The following is a 16,906-nucleotide window of genomic DNA, read 5'->3' as shown; positions in this document are numbered from 1 at the left end:
CCGCCGGTGTAGCGGCGCCGGCGGAGGATGGCGATGGGTCAGGCGGCGTTTTCGATGCCGAGCTCGGCGAGCTTGCGGTAGAGCGTGGAGCGGCCGATGCCGAGCCGCCGCGCGACCTCCGTCATCCGCCCTCGATAATGGCCGATGGCGAGGCGGATGACGTCGGCCTCGATCTCGTCGAGCGAGCGCAGATTGCCGTCCGCTTCGTAGAGCGTGATCCCCGGGCCGTGGGCGAGCGCGGCGCTGGCCGACGCGCCGGTCAGCCGCTTGGCATGATGGTCGCTGGCGCGGCGGCCGAGCCGGCTTTCGGCGGCGATCTGCGGGAAATCGGCGGAGGTGAGCGCATCGCCGTCGCACAGCACGGCGGCGCGGAACAAGGCGTTCTGCAGCTGGCGGATGTTGCCCGGCCAGCCATAGCCCATCAGCACTTCCAGCGCGTCGTCGGTGATCGACAGGTAGCGCATGCCCGGCTGCTCCGCGATGCGGACCAGGAGGTGGCGGGCGAGGGCGGGCAAATCGGTGATGCGGTTGCGCAGCGGCGGCACGTCGACATGGACGACGTTCAGCCGGTAATAGAGGTCCTCGCGGAAGCGGTTTTCGGCGACTTCCTCGATCAGGCGGCGGTTGGTGGCGGCGATGATGCGCACGTCGACCGTCTGGACGATGCGGCTTCCGACCCGCTGGATCTCGCCCGTCTCGAGCGCGCGCAGGAGCTTGACCTGGGTGTCGAGCGGAAGCTCGCCCACTTCGTCCAGGAACAGGGTCGATCCGTCCGCATCCTCGAAACTGCCGATATGGCGGTCGAACGCGCCGGTGAAGGCGCCCTTTTCGTGCCCGAACAGCACCGATTCGACGAGATTGGCGGGGATGGCGCCGCAATTGACGGTCACCATCGGCTTGCGGGCGCGCGGGCTGGCGGCGTGGATCGCCTGCGCGATCACTTCCTTGCCCGACCCGCTCTCGCCTTCGATCAGCACCGAGACGCGCGCGCGCGCCGCCTTGGCGGCGATCGCCAGCGCGGAGCGGAATTCGGGGGCGGAGCCGACGATCTCGTCGAAGCCGAGCTGCTTCACGATCTTTTCGGACAGCGGGCGCAGCTCGCGGCCCGAGCGGCGGCGGTCCACCGCGGCGTCGAGCGCGGAGAGGAGCCGGTCCGGCGACAAGGGCTTCACCAGGAAATCGGTGGCGCCGGCGCGCATCGCCTCCACCGCGACCGCGACCGAGGTCTGGGCGGTGAGGACGAGCAGCGGCAACTCGGGCCTGAGCGCGCGGATCTGCGCGATGAGGGCGGAGCCTTCCTCGCCCGGCAGCCAATGGTCGAGCAGGATGGCGTCGACCTTCGGCGCCTCGGGATCGGACAGGAATTTGGCGGCGGCATCCACGTCGGGCGCGCCCGCCACCCACCATCCGGCGCGGGCGCCGATCGCGGTGACGAGGCGCCGCTGGGCGGGTTCGTCGTCGATCAGCAGCAGGCAGCGTGTGGGGTCCGGCCGCATGTCTCTCCTCTCCCGAAATGGAGCGATCGGAACTAGGTCATCGGGGTAAAGTTCGGCTTAACGGACGGCGGGCATTTTCGCTTGGGGCTCGGCCCCGGCCTTGTTAAGGGTGCCCGCAAAGAGGGAAACAAGAGGGACCAATGGCAGCCGAAGGCCAGAACCAGACGCAGTTCAAGGATCACAAGCGGGGCTACACCCTGTTCCTGGCCCTGATGAAATGGGGCACGATCCTGTCGGCGATCGTCGCCTTCATCGTCGTTTTCGTCATCATCGCCTGACCAAGGGGGGCCGCGGGGGTGAAGATAGCGGTCCTCAAGGAAACGGCGGAAGGCGAGCGCAGGGTCGCCGCGACACCGGAAACGGTGCGCAAGTTCACCGCGCTCGGCGGCGAGCTGGCGGTGGAACGGGGCGCCGGCGAGGCCGCCTCCATCTCCGACGGCGATTATGAAGCGGCGGGCGCCCGGCTCGGCTCGCGCGCGGACGCGCTGGCGGGCGCCGAGGCGGTGCTCGCCGTCCAGGGACCGGAAGCGGAGACGCTCGCCGGGGCGGCGCCGGGCGCGCTGGTCGTCGCCATGCTCGATCCGTTCCGGCGCCGCGACCGCGTCGACGGCTATGCCGCCGCCGGCCTGGAAGCGCTGGCGATGGAATTCATGCCGCGCATCACCCGCGCGCAATCGATGGACGTATTGTCCTCCCAGGCCAATCTCGCCGGCTACAAGGCGGTGCTCGACGCGGCCGGTGAATATGGCCGCGCGCTGCCGATGATGATGACGGCGGCCGGCACCATCGCCGCCGCGCGCGTGTTCGTGATGGGCGTCGGCGTCGCCGGCCTGCAGGCGATCGCCACCGCGCGGCGGCTGGGCGCCATCGTCTCCGCGACCGACGTGCGCGCCGCCACCCGCGAACAGATCGAAAGCCTCGGCGCCAAGGCGGTGTTCGTCGAGGAGGTGAAGGGGATCGAAGGGGAGGGCGCCGGCGGCTATGCCACCGAGATGTCCGACGAATACAAGGCTGCGCAGGCCGAGCTCGTCTCCCGCCACATCGCCAAGCAGGACATCGTCATCACCACCGCGCTGATCCCCGGCCGTCCGGCGCCGCGCCTCGTCAGCGACGCGCAGCTCGCGACGATGCGGCCGGGCAGCGTGGTCGTGGACCTGGCGGTGGAGCAGGGCGGCAATGTCGAGGGCGCCGTATCGGGAGCGGTGGTCGAGCGGCACGGGGTGCGGATCGTCGGCCACCGCAACGTGCCGTCGCGTCTCGCCGCCGACGCCTCGGCGCTCTACGCCCGCAACCTCTACAATTTTCTCAGCGCCTTCTGGGACGCGGAGGCGAAGCGGCCGGTGCTCCCCGACGAGGACGAGATCGCGCGCGGCGTCCGCCTCACGCGCGGCGGGCAGGTGGTGAACGAGAGGCTGCTCGGATGAGGGCGGCGGCGGCCACGGCGGGAATGCTCACCGTGTTGATGGCCCCCGCCTGCGACCGCCCCGCCGCCGAAGCCCCGGACGAGGGGCAGGCGCTGCGCCGCGCCGCCTATCGCGCCTTCGCCGCCCGCCATCGCCTGGCGGCCTGCGGCGTGGCGGAGGCGCGGGCGGACGCGCGGCTCCAGCTCGACCGGTTCGAGGAGCTGCAGGCCTTCGCCCGCCGCAAGGGCGCCGGCCACGCGCTCTGGCTGGGCGAGAATGACTGGCACGCGGTCCGCCCCCGCGCCGGGGCCCCGGACTGCGCCGCCCCGCTCCCCGCCTTCCGCGCCGCCCTCGACGCGCTCGGCGAAGAGATCGCCGCATGGTGACGGCGCACCCCTATCCTCCCCTGCAAGGGGAGGGGGACCGGGCGAAGCCTGGTGGAGGGGGGGTGGCGCCCCGCACCGAACCATCCGGATCTTCCGTTCAACGGATTCAGTTGCGCCGGCCGTCCACCTACCGCGCCAGACAGCTCCGCCGCGACATGTCGCCGCCTGAGCGGCTGCTTTGGCGTCACCTGCGACTTCGGCCGGACGGCTTCAAGTTTCGCCGCCAGCACCCGATCGGCGCATATGTCGTGGACTTCTATTGCAGCGAGGCGAGACTCGCCGTGGAGATCGACGGCTGGGCGCACGAGACCGGCGAACGCGTCGACCGCGACCGAAGGCGCGAAGCGGCGCTTCGGTCGCTCGGCCTCGCCATCGTCCGCATCCCGGCCGCGGACGTGATGCGCGACGTGGTCGGCGCGGTATCGGCAATCTTGGCGCGGGCGAGGGGCCCCCTCCACCAGGCTTCGCCTGGTCCCCCTCCCCGTCCCGGGGAGGAATGAAAATGGACTTCGTAACCATCGTCACGATCTTCGTGCTGGCCTGTTTCGTCGGCTATTATGTCGTCTGGTCGGTGACGCCGGCGCTGCACACGCCGCTGATGGCGGTGACCAACGCGATTTCGTCGGTGATCATCGTCGGCGCGCTGATCGCGGCCGCGGCGGCGGGGGTGCCGGCGGCCAAGTGGCTGGGCCTCGCCGGCGTGGTGCTCGCCAGCGTCAACATCTTCGGCGGCTTCGCCGTCACCGAGCGCATGCTCGCCATGTACAAGAAGAAGGAGCGGAGCCGGTGAGGGGGCTGATCGATGCATGAGGCCGCCGTGCCCGGCTGGGTGATGCTGGCCTATCTGGTCGCGGGGGTGTGCTTCATCCTCGCGCTGCGCGGCCTGTCGAGCCCGGAGAGCAGCCGCCGCGGCAACCGGTTCGGCATGGCCGGCATGCTGATCGCGGTGGCGACGACCCTGGTCACCCACGACTTGGCCGGCATTCCCGAGATCCTGGTGGCGATCCTGATCGGCGGCGGCATCGGCTTCCTCATCGCCCGGCGCATCGCGATGACGGCGATGCCGCAGCTGGTGGCGGGTTTCCATTCGCTGGTCGGCATGGCGGCGGTGCTGGTGGCCTGGGCCGCCTATCTGAACCCCAACGCCTACGGGATCGTCGACGCGGCGGGCTTCATCTTCCCGGTGACGCGGGTCGAGATGGGCCTCGGCGCGGCGATCGGCGCGATCACCTTCTCCGGATCGGTGATCGCCTTCCTGAAGCTCAACGGCAACATGTCGGGCGCGCCGATCCTGCTGCCGATGCGCCACGCGCTCAATCTGGGCACCATTGCGTTCATCCTCGGCCTCATCGCCTTCTTCGCCTTCGACCAGAGCCCCTGGGTGTTCGCGCTGGTGACCCTGCTCGCCTTCGCGGTCGGCTTCCTCCTGATCATTCCGATCGGCGGGGCGGACATGCCGGTCGTGGTATCGATGCTGAACAGCTATTCCGGCTGGGCGGCGGCGGCGATGGGCTTCACGCTCCAGAACACGGCGATGATCATCACCGGCGCGCTGGTCGGATCGTCGGGCGCGATTCTGAGCTACATCATGTGCCGGGCGATGAACCGCAGCTTCATCTCGGTGATCGCCGGCGGCTTCGGCCAGGACGCGGGCGCCGCGGCCGGCGGTTCCGCCGCCGACCGGCCGTACAAGCGCGGATCGGCCGAGGACGCGGCCTTCCTGATGCAGCAGGCCGAACAGGTGATCATCGTCCCCGGCTACGGCATGGCGGTGGCGCAGGCGCAGCACGCGCTGCGCGAGATGGGGGACATGCTGAAGGCGCACGGCGTGAAGGTGAAATATGCCATCCATCCGGTGGCGGGGCGCATGCCGGGCCACATGAACGTGCTGCTCGCCGAGGCGAACGTCCCCTATGACGAGGTGTTCGAGCTGGAAGACATCAATTCCGAATTCGCCCGCACCGACATCGCCTTCGTGATCGGCGCCAACGACGTCACCAATCCGTCCGCCAAGACCGACAAGACCTCGCCCATCTACGGCATGCCGGTGCTGGACGTGGAAAAGGCCAAGACCGTGCTGTTCATCAAGCGCTCGATGGGCGGCGCCGGCTATGCCGGGGTGGAGAACGAGCTGTTCTTCCGCGACAACACGATGATGCTGCTCGCCGACGCCAAGAAGATGGTGGAGGAGATCGTGAAGAGCCTGGACTGAGCGGCGGTGGCGGCGCCGCGGCGGGAGCTGGCGAAAGGCGCCGCGCTGGCGGCGCTCGGCGTCGCCGTCTCCGCCGCCGTCTGGCAGCTCGCCGCGCCGGCGGCGGGGCTCGCCGTCGCGGTCGCGTGGCTGTTGTGGCTGGTCCGGCGCTACGACAACTGGACCGGCTCCTGCCTGATGGTGACGATGCTGGTGCTGCTCGTCGTCGCGATGCTCGCGCTGCTGCTGGTGCTCATCGCGGTGACCATGGGGCGCTGAGCCTTCGAACTGGACGCGGCGCGGCGCACCGCCTATCGGCTCGGCCCATTCTCCCCCCGTCCGGACCGGCCGCGCCGGCGATCCCCTTGTGGAATCAACGGCATTACCGGCAGTCCGCGGGCGAGGGCGTCAATCTTTCAGGGGCTTTGCCGGCGTGCGTAAACTGGGTCTGATCGGCGGGATGAGCTGGGTCTCCACCGCCATGTATTATGAAGCGATCAACAAGGAAGTGAGCCGGCGGGCGGGCGGCCTCGCCTCCGCGCCGCTGCTGATCGAAAGCCACGATTTCGGCCGCATCTCGGAGCTGCAGGCGGCGGGCGGCTGGGACGAGCTCGGAGCCATCCTGTCCGATTCGGCGCGGCGGCTGGCGGGCGCGGGGGCCGAGGGGCTGATCCTGTGCACCAACACGATGCACAAGCTGTACGACAAAGTGGCGGAGGCCGCGGGCGTGCCCGTCCTCCATATCGGCGAGGTGACGGCGCAGAAGCTGAAGGCGGACGGGGTACGCCGCGCCGGCCTGATCGGCACCCGCTTCACGATGAACGAGAGCTTCTACCGCGACCGGATCGAGGCGCACGGGATCGAGATCACCTTGCCCGACGAGGGGACCCGCACCGAGATCGACCGCATCATCTTCGAGGAGCTGGCGCGGGGCGAGGTGAAACGCAGTTCGCAGCGCAAGCTCAAGACCTGCCTCACCGGCATGGCGCAGGCCCGCCAGCAGGCGGTGATCCTGGGCTGCACCGAGCTCGTCATGCTGGTCGATCCGGGCGCGAACGTCCTTCCGGTCTACGACACGACCGCGCTGCACGCCCGCGCGGCCGCGGACTGGATCCTCTCCGCCTGAATTTTTTTCGCGCGCCGGCGACATGGATTGTCGCGGCGGGTGACTGTGGTGGTGAGGGGGCATGCGCCGGGCTTCACAGCGGCCCGAGAACCACCGGGGCCCGGCGCATCCTTCCCCTCTCGCGCCCTGCCGTCCCGCTGCACATCGGCGGCGAAATGGCGGCAATTCCCTCCGTTTTGGACCGGTTGGTGCAATTGAGCTCATAAGGGTGCATGCTCGTCGGCCAGGGGGCCATGATGAGTCGTGACATGGTGAGCGATCGCCTGATGGCGGTGCGCTATGAAGACCAACCGACGCTGCTGGCGATCGCCGACAGCCCGGACGGGCGCCGCGAGGCGTGCCGCAGCGCCGCGCTCGCCGAATGCCGCTCGCTCGGCGACCTCGCGGTGGACGAGGCGCGGGAGAGATTGGAGCGGCAGATCGCGGTCGATGTCGTGCTCGCCGACCTGTCGGCCGAGAGCGACGACACGGCCGCCTTGCTCTGCGCGATCGAGGCGGAGGCCGCGACCGGCCGCTTCCGCGCCGTCGTGCGCCACCCGCTCGCGCTGGTCGATTTCGTGCAGGCGCTGGCGCCGAGCGCGCTGCCGCTGTGCGAGGCGAGCGAGACCGAGACGGTGGCCCTCCTCGCTTATGCCGCGCGGCGCGCGCCGGACCGCCTCCACGACGGCAGCCGCACCCGCGCGCCCGAAATCCTGCAGCAATTGAGCCAGGAGGTGGCGCGGATCGCCCATATGCTGGCTGCTCTGTCGGAGGACGAAGGCGCCGCCGCTCGACTCGAGAGCGCCGCCGAAGCGGGCGACGAGAGCGGGATCACCGCCGCCGACCTTCGCGCCGTGCTGCGCACCCGGCGCCTGCGCGCGAGCTTCTTCAAGAACGACCTGTTCGCCGATCCGGCCTGGGACATCATGCTCGATCTGATGGCGGCGCGGCTGGAGGGGCGGCGGGTCCCGGTCTCCAGCCTGTGCATCGCCGCCGCCGTCCCGCCCACCACAGCCTTGCGCTGGATCAAGCGGCTGACCGACGAAGGCGTGGTGGTCCGTGTCGCCGATCCGCAGGACGGGCGGCGGGTCTATATCGCGCTCGCCGACGACGCGGCGCGCGCCCTTGCGGATTATTTCCGAGCGGCGCAACGGGTCTCGCCTTTCCCGGCCTGAGGTGTTCCTCGATCCTCCCTGTGGAGCGAAGCTCCATGGGGAGGGGGACCGGGCGAAGTCCGGTGGAGGGGCGCGAGCGGAGCGAGCCTGCCGGCGGAGCGAGCCGACGGACGCCGGCTGCCCTTCCACCACGCTTCGCATGTTTTGAGGCGAGATCGTGTCCCCCGGACACGATCTTGGATCGCCGGGGGGCGATCCAAAGCTCCAACACCCTCCCCATCGCCCGCGGCGACAGGGAGGATTTGTGTGCGAAATTGCCTGAGCCAGAGCCGGCTGGTGGGCGGTGACGGGCTCGAACCGCCGACCCTCTCGGTGTAAACGAGATGCTCTACCAACTGAGCTAACCGCCCGCGTACCGGAACGCGCGCTTTTTCAGGGTTTTTGGCGAGGGTCAAGCGGGCGTGGATGGAACGTAGCGGAAACAGGTGGCGGGCTCTCCCGCGCCCTCCGGCATGCGGCCGCTGACGACGGCGGCTCCCAGGATGAAGCCGATGATGGCGAGCGCGAGCGCCGCGATGGTGAACATCCAGAAGAGGTCGCACACCCCGCGCACCGCCCGCGCCGTGGCGCCGGCCGCCCCGACCGCGCGGCTCACCCGGCCGCTCATGCCTGGCCAATCCGGTGAGCGAACCAGCCGTAGAGGAAGCGACGGTTCAGCGGGCTCCCTTCGACGAGCTCGATGTAGCGGCGCCCTGCAGACAATCGAGCGCCGCGACCAGGACGGCTTCGCCTTCACGGGCGCGCAGGCGCTTGAACTCGCCCACGGCCGTTTCGGTGCGGGGGCCGATCCGCCCGTCGACCGCCACCGTCTCGCCAAGAAAGGCGTTCAGCGCCCGCTGCAGGAATTGCGCAGCGACCCGCTGCCCCATGTTGATCCCGGTGTCGGCTTGGCGGGCAGGGTTGCCCCAGCCTGTCGCCGGAAGTAAGCGCCCGCGTTTTGCGTGCCGCGAAGAAGATGATAAGTCGGGTGTATGTCTACCGCGGCAGAACACGCCAATTCGCGCGTCAATTTAGGTTGCGGCCAGTCGCCCACCGCCGGCTGGCTGAACCTCGACAATTCACTGACGGTACGGCTCGCCAGAACCCCGCTCGCTCATCTCCTCCCGGGTCGGGCCGCTTACGTAGCGCACGTTCGTTCGCACAACATCCGCTATGGCAATGCACTGGCTACCGGACTGCCCTCTCGCTCGATAGATGTGCTCTACACCTCCCACATGCTGGAGCACTTGGACCAGGCCGAAGCTCGGCGGTTCCTTGCCGAAGCTCTGCGGGTGCTTCGTCCCGGCGGCATCCTCAGGATCGCCGTTCCAGACATTCGCCTGCAAGCCGAAGAGTATCTCCGCAGGGGCGATGCCGACTGGTTCGTCGCCAAAACTCGGATGACGACCCCCAAGCCGAAGAGTCTGCTTGGACGCCTGCGCTATGCGTTCACCGGCTTCCGGCACCACCACTGGATGTACGACGCAAAGTCGCTGTGCACCCTCCTTGCCGAGGCGGGGTTTCAGGAGCCGCGCGCACTTCCGGCAGGCGAGACGACGATCCCACACCCCGGCGACCTCAATCTCCGGGAGAGGGAGCATGAAAGCCTCTACGCTGAAGGTCGCGCCTAGCCGAAGCCGCACAAGGTGACGATCCGCGTTCCACCCGTGGTGTTGCGGATGACCAGAACCGGAGTTGTCCCGTCTCGGCTGCTGAGCGACCGCCATAGCTGCCGAACTGGACGCAGCTCTCGCCGCTGAAGGAGCTGAAGCTGCTCTACGGTGAACTGCGCAAGCCCCGCCACCGCAAGCGGCAGCCGGGCGGCCAAAGCCGGCATGCCGGGACGCTGCAGTCCAATCAACAGCGAATGGGGCCGCTCACCTTCGAAGCGCGACTGATGGGGCTGGAGCGTGTGCTCGGCATGCAGCGTCAGGTGAACGAGTTGGCGGATGCGCTCGGCCGCCCCGGCATCGTCCTGATCGACGCCGAGGAAGAGGCCCGCATCCGCGAACCGATCGCCCTGAAGACCTGCCGAACGGGTGGACCGGCGACGCGCCGAACGCCGACGTCTGGCTCGACAGCTTCTACAACGACGGCTCCGTCCAACCCATCCTCTTCCGCAACCTGGTGGGAAGCTGACCATGACCGCGCTCCTCCCGAAGAGGCCGCCCAGCGTCTTCGCATCAGCACCAAGACGCTGCGCCGGCTGCGCCAGGAGGGGCGCATCCGCTACGCCCACGCGTTCGGCGACGATGTCAGGAAGGCGCTCGAAGCGTCGGAGCCCCGGACTATTCCCGAAGCATTTAAATCGAGCCGCCGAAAAGCCTAGGATTTCCCAGCCTCTCGGGCGGGTGCCGCGCTCCCGTGTAAACGAGATGCTCTACCAACTGAGCTAACCGCCCGCGTGCCGGAACGCGCGCTTTTTCAGGGTTTTCGGCGGGGGTCAAGCCGGGGCGCGTGGAGAGGAGGGTGGGTGGCCGGGCGCCGAGGGGGGCTCTGCGCCCGGCCGCCCCATCTTGCGATGGGGGCAAGCAGCAGAATAGCTCCAAAATGGAGGCAACTCCAGCGCCGTCTGCGGAGTCGCTAAAAAAGCCTTCGGATCAGCCCCAGAAGTCCGCCGCCGCGAGCGCATGGCCGCCCACCGTAGTGACCGCAATGACCAGATCGGCGAGGCCGTCACCGTTCACGTCGCCTTCGACCCGCCAGTGGCCCTCATTCAGGTAGGCGCGCAGCTCACCCGCCGAGCCGCTGAACGCGGAACTGCCGATGAACGCGAAGCCCTGATTTCCGCTCTGGTGAATATTCGCGTCGATCGCCTGGAGGTCGATGCGGTCGCCGGCGGAGAAGTCCAGGATGTGATCCATCGCCGCGGCGGTCGAATCGGAGACGCTCAGATAGACGAAGCGGTCGTCGCCGGACCCGCCGCGCAGCATGTCGGCGCCCAGGCCGCCCGTCAGGATGTCGTCGCCCGCGCCGCCCCATAGCTGATCGTTGCCCGCGCCGCCCCGCAGATGATCGTCGCCGGAACCGCTGAAGATGCGGTAGTTGCCGTCGGTCTCCGCGGAGCCGTCGAAGGTGAGGCTTTCGTCCGAGCGGAGGGTATTGGCGTTCACGGTCAGCATCGTTCCGGCCACGACGTTCGCGTCGTGCATGGTGAGATCGTAGCTGTAGCCGCTGCCTCCGCTGCCGAAGCGGGTGTCGCCGCCCGTCATCAGCACCAGCATCTCGACATTCCTGATCTGATCGGCACCGAACGCGAGCGCATGGGCACCGGAATAATTTCCCTGGAGGCCGATCTGGTCCGCGCCGCCCTGGCCGTCGACCCGGTCGCCCGCGCCGAACCTTGCATGGCCGAAGTAGAAGCCGTCGTCCGCCTGGCCGCCGGTCAGGTCGTCATGGCCGAGGCCGGCATAGGTGAGGAAATGCCCGTCCGTCTCCGCAGAGCCGTCGAAGGTGACGTTCTCGCCAACCCGCAGCGTGTTGAAGTTGACGGTCAGCCGTTCGCCGGCGGCGACGTTGCCGTCGTGCATCGTCAGGCGGTAGCTGTAATGATTTCCGGCCGTGTCGCCGAAACGCGCGTCCGCGCCCGAGAGCAGGACCAGCATCTCGACGCCCGCGATGGTCGCGGCGTCGAAGCCGAGGCCGGCCCAATAATCGCCCTGCAGGCCAAGCTGGTCGTTGCCCGGGCCGCCGGAAACCCGGTCGGCGGAAGTGAGCGTGGCACCGAAATAGAAGCCGTCGTCGCCGCCACCGCCGAAGATGGTGTCGTTGCCACCCTGGCCCAGCAGGAACAGGTCGCTCGCCTCTCCGCCGGTATAATGATCGTTCGTCGCGGTGCCGTGGAAGGTCGTCGCGGCCGCGCCGCCGACGATCCTGGTCGGGTCGAAGCCGCCCAGATTGTCGGCGGTGAAGCCGGTCGCGGCGCTGCCGAGGAAGGTGATCAGCGTTCCGTAGGTCCCGTTTCCGCCGTGCCGATCGATCTGGAGCAGCGTGTCGGCGCCGCTTTGCACCAGCCGGAGGTGCCCGGTGGAGAAGGGGTTTTCCTTGGGATCCCATCCCTGGAGGGTCGCGACCAGGAACTGGTCGAGATCGATCATGTCACCGGCCGCGCCGGTTTCGAAATCGGTGATCCGGATCACGGCCGATTCGAAGGAGGAGAAGGCCTTCGACAGATGTACGACGTCTCTGTCCGCGCCGAGGCTGATCGTCGCATTGCCGGCCATCGAGTAGATTTCGATCCGGTCGGCGCCGGCGCCGCCGTTCATGGTAAAAGTGACCGGATCTTGTACGCTGACGGAGAGGCGATCGTCGCCGTCGCCGCCGTCAAGGATCAGCGTGCCGCCCGCTACCCCGCTGGAGCGGATGACCGACAGCCAGTCGTCGCCGCCCTGTCCGTAGAAGGCATCCGAGCCGCCGTCTCCGTTGTCGAAGATCCGGTCGTCGCCATCGCCGCCCTCGACGATGTCGTCGCCGGGTCCGCCATAGAGCAGATCGTGACCGGTCCCGCCGAACAGATGGTCGTCGCCCAGCTCGCCGTAGAGAATGTCGTCGCCCTCTCTGCCGAAGATGTGGTCATCGCCGCCGCCGCCGCGGATCGTGTCCCAGCCGCCGAGCCCGTCGATGACGTCGTCGCCGGCGGTGCCGCGCAGATCGTCGTTGAAATCGGTGCCGTAGATGAGCTTGCCGGACGCGGCCTTGCCGTCCGGCGAGTAGCCGCCAAAATTGACGCTCGTGAACTTGAACGTTTCGGTATCGCGGAAAGTGATGAGGGTGGTGAAGCCGTAGCCGTCGCCTCCGGCATCCCGGTCGATCTGGAGCAGGGTGTCGTCGCCGCTCTGCAGCAGGCGCAGATGGCCGGTGCCGAACGGGTTGAGGGCAGGGTCCCAACCGGTGAGGGAGGAGGCGATGAAGGAGAGATCGACCTCGTCGCCGGAAAAGCCGGTTTCGAAATCGGTGATCGCGATCGTCGACTGGCCGAGCGTCGCCACGACCGACCAGAAGGTCACCTGATCCCGCCCCTCGCCGAGGCTGACCGTCGCTTGCCCCTTGAAGTCGCCGAAATGCACGACGTCGGCGCCCGTGCCGGCGCTGATCGAAACGTCGCCGGCATAGCCGAGCGCGACTGAAATGAAGTCGGCGCCGTCGCCGCCGTCGAGCGTCAGGGAGCCGCTGTTCGCGCTCGTGAAGCGATGGGCGACGATGTGATCGTTCCCGTCCTGACCGAAATAGGCGTCGTTGCCCTCTTCATCGGAATCGAAAATGAAATCGTTGCCCGCACCGCCTTCGAGGATGTCGTCGCCGAGGCCGCCGAGGAGGAAGTCGTCTCCGTCGCCGCCGAAGAGATGGTCGTCCCCCAGCATGCCCTCAAGATAATCGTTGCCGTCGCCGCCCGACAGCCGGTCGGCGCCGGCTCCGCCCGCGATCACGTCGTTTCCGCCGAGGCCGTTGATGACGTCGTCGCCGGCCGCGCCGCGCAGCTGGTCGGCCGCGTTCGTCCCGTCGATCGACCGGCCGGCGGGAATGGTGCCGTCGCTCGGATAGCCGCCGAGATTATCCGCGGTGAAAGCGGTCGCGGCGACGTTCTGGAACGTGATGAAGGTCGCGAACGAATCCGCACCCCCGTCGGGGTCCAGTTGCAGCAGCGTGTGGGGCCCGCTTTGCAGCAGGCGCAAATGCCCTGTTCCGAACGGATTGAGGTCACGGTCCCAGTTCTGGAGATTGGCGATGAGGTAGCCTTCGAAGTCGATCCAGTCCCCCGCGGCCCCGGTCTCGAAATCGGTGACGACGATCTGTGCCGCCGGATGGATCCTTGAAAAGGCGTTCAGCCGGACGACGTCGGTGCCGGCGCCCAGGGTGATCGTGGCCGTGCCGCTTAATGCGTGGAACAGAACCACGTCCGATCCGGTGCCGCCGTCGATGGTCAGCGGGCCGAAATGGTGCGCGGAAATGGCGAACCGGTCGTCGCCCGCGCCGCCGTCAAGGACGATCGCGCCAGGGCCCGAAGCCTCGGAGCGGCTCACGGAGAGTTGATCGTTGCCGTCCTGGCCGTAGAGCGCGTCCGCGCCCCCGTCGTCCGAATCGCTCAGAGAATCGTCGCCCGCGCCGCCTTCGAGAATGTCGTCGCCCGCGCCGCCGCTCAGAAAGTCGTGGCCGTCCAGGCCCTCGATCCTGTCGTCGCCGATGGTGCCCGTGAGCACGTCATTCGCGGCCGTACCGATGATCCGGTTCATGAAAGTCCCCCCCTTGCGGCGACTGGACCGGGCGAGACTTCCTCAAGCGCCGCGTTCGCCAAGGAGCAGAGTGACAGCAGCAGCTAGAAGAATCAACGGCCTGCCTGCAGAAGCTGTAAAGCCGTCGTCAAAAATTGATCCAGCCGAGGAGGACGAGCACCAGAAGGGTGCCAAGCGCGGTCACGAGCAGCGAGCCGGCGCAGCCGAGGCGGTTGGAGAAGAACAGGAACATGGCGGCCCGAACGCGCGAGCGCCGCGATGTCTCCGCCGCTCAGAGCGTCCGCACCAGCCGGCCCGCCACCGCCAGCCAGGGCGGATCGGCGATCACGGTCTGGCGCTGGCCGGACCCGAGCGGGAGGAGGTGGAGCTTGCCTTCCTCCCGCCCGATCAGCCGCGCGAACAGGTAGCGGCCGGCGGGGCGGGGGATGAGGACGTCGCGGTTCATCGCCCGGGCGAAATCCTCCGGGGCGAGCCGCCGGCACCAGATTTCGTCGCCGCTGCGATATTCGCCGATCCCCCCGGTCACGGTCAGCGCGACCATGTCCGGCTCGGCCCGCGGCGGAATGGCGACCGCGGCGCGGCGCGGCGCGTGGGCGCCGTCCTGATCGAGCGTCGCGGCGACGGGGATGTCCTCGCGGTCGGGCAGGGTCACCAGATCGGCGGCTTCGACGCCCAGCGCCTTCGCGATCCGGTTCAGCCAGCCGACCGAGACCGTGCGCGTGCCCGTCTCCAGCCGCCCGATCGTCTGCGGGGTCGTCGGCGGGTCGCAGCGGTCGGCCACGTCCTGCAGGGTCATCTTCTTGGCGCGGCGAACGTCGCGGATGCGGGTGATCATCGGGCTCTCCTAACCGGATCGGTTAAACTCCTTTCCTACAACGGCGCCCCGGTGGCAAGAGCCCGTGGACGGATTCGGGAGAACGGGATGGCGGAGGGCAAGCGGGTGAGCGGCGGCAACAGGCTGCTGGCGGAGCGGCCGCTGCCGGGCGACGCGGCCGGTCCGCGGCGGGGAGCGCCAACGCGCCCGCGCCTCGCCCGTTCGGTCACCGTCAACCTCGCCGAATCGCCGCTCGGATGGCTGCACGCGCGCGGGCTGCTGAGCGACGCGCAGCTCGCCGCCGGCGAACGGCTGCGCGCCGATTGGGAGCGGGCGCAGCTGGCGCACGCCGTCACCATGGACTGGCACGCCGCGCCGCCCGGCCGCGGGCGCCGGTCGGCGCCGGTGCCCTCCGATCCCGCGCTCGGCCAGATCGCGGCGCGCCGCCGATTCGACGCCGCGGTGGCCGCGGCCGGGCCGGGCCTGTCGGACATCCTGTGGCGGGTGGTGTGCGCGGGCGAGGGGATGCGCGAGGCGGAGCAGGCGCTCGGCTGGCCCGTGCGCGCCGGCCGCCTCGTCCTCACCCTCGCGCTCGACCGGCTGGTGGCGCACTACCGGATCGGCTGAACCGCCGCCTTGCGCGACGCCCGGTTTCGCGCGACAAGCGTCGGGCGGCGGCCGGGGGGCGGCCGCGTTCCGGTTCCGTGAGCGTGCGCGTCACCACCAGCAAGGCGGGGAGGTCGGGATATGGCGACGGCAGCGGTTCCGGCGGAAGCGGCGGTCGCGCCCGCAGCGAAGGCCGAGGTGAAGGCCGGCCCGGGCGGCGTCCGGATCGAGGCGCTCGATTTCGTCCGCGGCGCGGCCTTGTTCGGCATCCTGCTCATGAACATCACCGGCTTCGGCCTGCCGGAAGCCTATGAGAATCCGCAGAATTCGGGCGGCGCGGAAGGCGTTAACCTGTGGGCGTGGATGATCACCCAGATCGGCTTCGAAGGCACCCAGCGCGGCCTGTTCTCGCTGCTGTTCGGAGCGAGCGTCATCCTGCTGACCGCGCGGCTGGAGGCGAGCGGCCGGCCCGACGCGGCCGACATCTATTTCCGCCGCAACCTGTGGCTGATCGGCTTCGGGCTGGTGAACGCCTATGTGTTCCTGTGGTTCGGCGACATCCTCTACGCTTATGGCGTGACGGCGCTGTTCGTGTTCGCGTTCCGCAACATGGCGCCGCGCCGGCTGCTGGCGATCGGGGTCGGCACCTTGCTGCTGCTCTCCGCCTGGAACGCCTGGGACGCCTCCAAAGGCCTGGCGGCGCATCGCGCCTTCGCCGAGGCGCAGGCGGCGCAGGCGCGGGGCGCGGAGCTCAGCCCCGAGCAGGAGAAGGCCGTCGAAAGCTGGAAGGGGATCGAGGCCTATTTCGTCGCCCCGCCCGACAGGATCGCCGAGGAGATCGAGGCGCGCACCAACGGCTATGGCCGCGCCTTCCTCGCCACCGCGCCGATCAACGTGAAGATGCAGACCTGGTTCACCTACCGCTATTTCTTCGACGTGTTCGGGATGATGCTGATCGGGATGGCGCTCTACCGCTGGGGCGTGCTGACGCTGGAGCGGCCGACCTGGCTCTACGTCGCGATGGCGCTGGGCGGCTATGCGATCGGCCTTGCCGTCAACATCCTCGAGACGCGCTGGATCCTCGCCAACGGCTTCAGCGCGCTCGCCTTCGCCCAGACCGCGGTCACTTACGAACTCGGCCGTCTGCCGATGACGATCGGGCATCTGGGCGCGCTGCTGCTGTTCGTGCGGTCGGGGCTGCTGGGCCGCTTCCGCCGGGCGCTGGCGGCGGTCGGGCAGATGGCGGTCACTAACTATCTCACCCATTCGGTGGTGTGCGCGATCATCTTCGTCGGCTTCGGCCTCTACGGCCAGCTCGAGCGGCACCAGCTTTATTATGTCGTGTTCGCGATCTGGGCGGTGCAGCTGGTGGCGAGCCCGATCTGGCTGCGCCATTTCCGCTTCGGCCCGGTCGAATGGCTGTGGCGCTACCTCACCTATCTGAAGCGCCCGCCGATCCGCCACACCGCCGTCCCGACCAGCGCGGGAGCGGCCGCGGCGGCGTGAGCCCGGGCGCCGCCG

18 protein-coding genes and 1 tRNA gene are annotated in these 16,906 nt (G+C 69.0%); 13 read left to right on the top strand and 6 right to left on the bottom strand.

Translation table 11 applies throughout. The features are described 5' to 3' along the window. Nucleotides 1-38 precede the first annotated feature (38 nt). The gene (locus tag ACK4K7_RS06460) at nt 39-1,496 is read right to left on the bottom strand and encodes a sigma-54-dependent transcriptional regulator (RefSeq protein ID WP_431864488.1); all 1,458 of its coding nucleotides are present in this window, start codon (nt 1,494-1,496) and stop codon (nt 39-41) included. Nucleotides 1,497-1,636: 140 nt separating this feature from the next. Here ACK4K7_RS06460 and ACK4K7_RS06455 point away from each other — a divergent pair, with 140 nt between their 5' ends. The 9 genes from ACK4K7_RS06455 (at nt 1,637) to ACK4K7_RS06415 (ending at nt 7,756) form a co-directional block, all read left to right on the top strand. After that, nucleotides 1,637-1,774, top strand: coding sequence for an aa3-type cytochrome c oxidase subunit IV (locus ACK4K7_RS06455; RefSeq protein WP_431864487.1), 138 nt, complete (start codon nt 1,637-1,639; stop codon nt 1,772-1,774). 18 nt (nt 1,775-1,792) lie between these two features. Further along, entirely contained in the window at nt 1,793-2,920 is a 1,128-nt protein-coding gene (locus ACK4K7_RS06450) for an NAD(P) transhydrogenase subunit alpha (protein ID WP_431864485.1), read from the top strand. Next, a complete protein-coding gene (locus tag ACK4K7_RS06445) occupies nt 2,917-3,285 on the top strand; it encodes a hypothetical protein (RefSeq protein WP_431864483.1) in 369 nt (122 codons plus the stop codon). The genes ACK4K7_RS06450 and ACK4K7_RS06445 overlap by 4 nt, the downstream gene beginning before the upstream one ends. 110 nt (nt 3,286-3,395) lie before the next feature. After that, a complete protein-coding gene (locus ACK4K7_RS06440) occupies nt 3,396-3,785 on the top strand; it encodes an endonuclease domain-containing protein (RefSeq protein ID WP_431864482.1) in 390 nt (129 codons plus the stop codon). A gap of 2 nt (nt 3,786-3,787) precedes the next feature. Beyond that, nucleotides 3,788-4,075, top strand: coding sequence for an NAD(P) transhydrogenase subunit alpha (locus ACK4K7_RS06435; RefSeq protein WP_431864480.1), 288 nt, complete (start codon nt 3,788-3,790; stop codon nt 4,073-4,075). A gap of 12 nt (nt 4,076-4,087) precedes the next feature. Then, entirely contained in the window at nt 4,088-5,497 is a 1,410-nt protein-coding gene (locus tag ACK4K7_RS06430; RefSeq protein WP_431864478.1) for an NAD(P)(+) transhydrogenase (Re/Si-specific) subunit beta, read from the top strand. A 6-nt stretch (nt 5,498-5,503) separates the two neighbouring features. Beyond that, on the top strand, nt 5,504-5,755 hold the full coding sequence (locus ACK4K7_RS06425) for a hypothetical protein (protein WP_431864477.1): 252 nt from the start codon (nt 5,504-5,506) through the stop codon (nt 5,753-5,755). 154 nt (nt 5,756-5,909) lie between these two features. Beyond that, nucleotides 5,910-6,602 (top strand): aspartate/glutamate racemase family protein, encoded by a 693-nt coding sequence (locus ACK4K7_RS06420; protein ID WP_431864475.1) that lies wholly within the window; start codon nt 5,910-5,912, stop codon nt 6,600-6,602. Nucleotides 6,603-6,850: 248 nt separating this feature from the next. Next, nucleotides 6,851-7,756 (top strand): MarR family transcriptional regulator, encoded by a 906-nt coding sequence (locus ACK4K7_RS06415; protein WP_431864474.1) that lies wholly within the window; start codon nt 6,851-6,853, stop codon nt 7,754-7,756. Between the two features lie 274 nt (nt 7,757-8,030). Here the strand turns inward: ACK4K7_RS06415 and ACK4K7_RS06410 are convergent. The 3 genes from ACK4K7_RS06410 to ACK4K7_RS06400 all read right to left on the bottom strand — a co-directional run bounded on the left by ACK4K7_RS06410 (nt 8,031) and on the right by ACK4K7_RS06400 (nt 8,625). Beyond that, nucleotides 8,031-8,106: transfer RNA gene (locus ACK4K7_RS06410), tRNA-Val, on the bottom strand. 41 nt (nt 8,107-8,147) lie between these two features. Then, nucleotides 8,148-8,363 (bottom strand): hypothetical protein, encoded by a 216-nt coding sequence (locus tag ACK4K7_RS06405; protein WP_431864473.1) that lies wholly within the window; start codon nt 8,361-8,363, stop codon nt 8,148-8,150. A gap of 46 nt (nt 8,364-8,409) precedes the next feature. After that, on the bottom strand, nt 8,410-8,625 hold the full coding sequence (locus tag ACK4K7_RS06400) for a putative peptidoglycan-binding domain-containing protein (protein ID WP_431864472.1): 216 nt from the start codon (nt 8,623-8,625) through the stop codon (nt 8,410-8,412). A gap of 102 nt (nt 8,626-8,727) precedes the next feature. On the opposite strand from ACK4K7_RS06400, the gene ACK4K7_RS06395 reads away from it, so the two are divergent. Continuing rightward, the gene (locus ACK4K7_RS06395; protein ID WP_431864470.1) at nt 8,728-9,366 is read left to right on the top strand and encodes a class I SAM-dependent methyltransferase; all 639 of its coding nucleotides are present in this window, start codon (nt 8,728-8,730) and stop codon (nt 9,364-9,366) included. 236 nt (nt 9,367-9,602) lie between these two features. Continuing rightward, complete coding sequence (locus tag ACK4K7_RS06390) at nt 9,603-10,064, top strand: hypothetical protein (protein WP_431864468.1); 462 nt, start codon at nt 9,603-9,605, stop codon at nt 10,062-10,064. Between the two features lie 271 nt (nt 10,065-10,335). Here ACK4K7_RS06390 and ACK4K7_RS06385 read toward each other — a convergent pair whose 3' ends face one another. Together ACK4K7_RS06385 and ACK4K7_RS06380 are read right to left on the bottom strand one after the other, a co-directional pair. After that, nucleotides 10,336-13,965, bottom strand: a complete 3,630-nt coding sequence (locus ACK4K7_RS06385) for a calcium-binding protein (protein ID WP_431864467.1) — start codon at nt 13,963-13,965, stop codon at nt 10,336-10,338. 271 nt (nt 13,966-14,236) lie between these two features. Continuing rightward, complete coding sequence (locus ACK4K7_RS06380; RefSeq protein WP_431864465.1) at nt 14,237-14,800, bottom strand: helix-turn-helix domain-containing protein; 564 nt, start codon at nt 14,798-14,800, stop codon at nt 14,237-14,239. A gap of 87 nt (nt 14,801-14,887) precedes the next feature. Between ACK4K7_RS06380 and ACK4K7_RS06375 the strand changes: the two genes are divergently transcribed. Together ACK4K7_RS06375 and ACK4K7_RS06370 are read left to right on the top strand one after the other, a co-directional pair. Then, nucleotides 14,888-15,406 (top strand): DUF6456 domain-containing protein, encoded by a 519-nt coding sequence (locus tag ACK4K7_RS06375; RefSeq protein WP_431864463.1) that lies wholly within the window; start codon nt 14,888-14,890, stop codon nt 15,404-15,406. A 120-nt stretch (nt 15,407-15,526) separates the two neighbouring features. Continuing rightward, on the top strand, nt 15,527-16,891 hold the full coding sequence (locus tag ACK4K7_RS06370; protein WP_431864462.1) for a DUF418 domain-containing protein: 1,365 nt from the start codon (nt 15,527-15,529) through the stop codon (nt 16,889-16,891). Nucleotides 16,892-16,906: the final 15 nt, after the last annotated feature.

Origin of the sequence: Allosphingosinicella sp., from assembly GCF_046295735.1 — a bacterium.
Classification (GTDB): Bacteria; Pseudomonadota; Alphaproteobacteria; order Sphingomonadales; family Sphingomonadaceae; genus Allosphingosinicella.
This window is presented reverse-complemented; position numbering and strand designations above follow the sequence as displayed.

Excerpts from the sequence above, each read along its gene's own strand:
- ACK4K7_RS06405 (WP_431864473.1), bottom strand. The coding sequence starts at position 8,363 with ATGAGCGGCCGGGTGAGCCGCGCGGTCGGGGCGGCCGGCGCCACGGCG.
- ACK4K7_RS06370 (WP_431864462.1), top strand. The coding sequence starts at position 15,527 with ATGGCGACGGCAGCGGTTCCGGCGGAAGCGGCGGTCGCGCCCGCAGCG.
- ACK4K7_RS06390 (WP_431864468.1), top strand. The coding sequence starts at position 9,603 with ATGGGGCCGCTCACCTTCGAAGCGCGACTGATGGGGCTGGAGCGTGTG.
- ACK4K7_RS06400 (WP_431864472.1), bottom strand. The coding sequence starts at position 8,625 with ATGGGGCAGCGGGTCGCTGCGCAATTCCTGCAGCGGGCGCTGAACGCC.
- ACK4K7_RS06435 (WP_431864480.1), top strand. The coding sequence starts at position 3,788 with ATGGACTTCGTAACCATCGTCACGATCTTCGTGCTGGCCTGTTTCGTC.
- ACK4K7_RS06380 (WP_431864465.1), bottom strand. The coding sequence starts at position 14,800 with ATGATCACCCGCATCCGCGACGTTCGCCGCGCCAAGAAGATGACCCTG.
- ACK4K7_RS06415 (WP_431864474.1), top strand. The coding sequence starts at position 6,851 with ATGGTGAGCGATCGCCTGATGGCGGTGCGCTATGAAGACCAACCGACG.
- ACK4K7_RS06385 (WP_431864467.1), bottom strand. The coding sequence starts at position 13,965 with ATGAACCGGATCATCGGTACGGCCGCGAATGACGTGCTCACGGGCACC.
- ACK4K7_RS06430 (WP_431864478.1), top strand. The coding sequence starts at position 4,088 with ATGCATGAGGCCGCCGTGCCCGGCTGGGTGATGCTGGCCTATCTGGTC.
- ACK4K7_RS06395 (WP_431864470.1), top strand. The coding sequence starts at position 8,728 with ATGTCTACCGCGGCAGAACACGCCAATTCGCGCGTCAATTTAGGTTGC.
- ACK4K7_RS06455 (WP_431864487.1), top strand. The coding sequence starts at position 1,637 with ATGGCAGCCGAAGGCCAGAACCAGACGCAGTTCAAGGATCACAAGCGG.
- ACK4K7_RS06375 (WP_431864463.1), top strand. The coding sequence starts at position 14,888 with ATGGCGGAGGGCAAGCGGGTGAGCGGCGGCAACAGGCTGCTGGCGGAG.
- ACK4K7_RS06460 (WP_431864488.1), bottom strand. The coding sequence starts at position 1,496 with ATGCGGCCGGACCCCACACGCTGCCTGCTGCTGATCGACGACGAACCC.
- ACK4K7_RS06445 (WP_431864483.1), top strand. The coding sequence starts at position 2,917 with ATGAGGGCGGCGGCGGCCACGGCGGGAATGCTCACCGTGTTGATGGCC.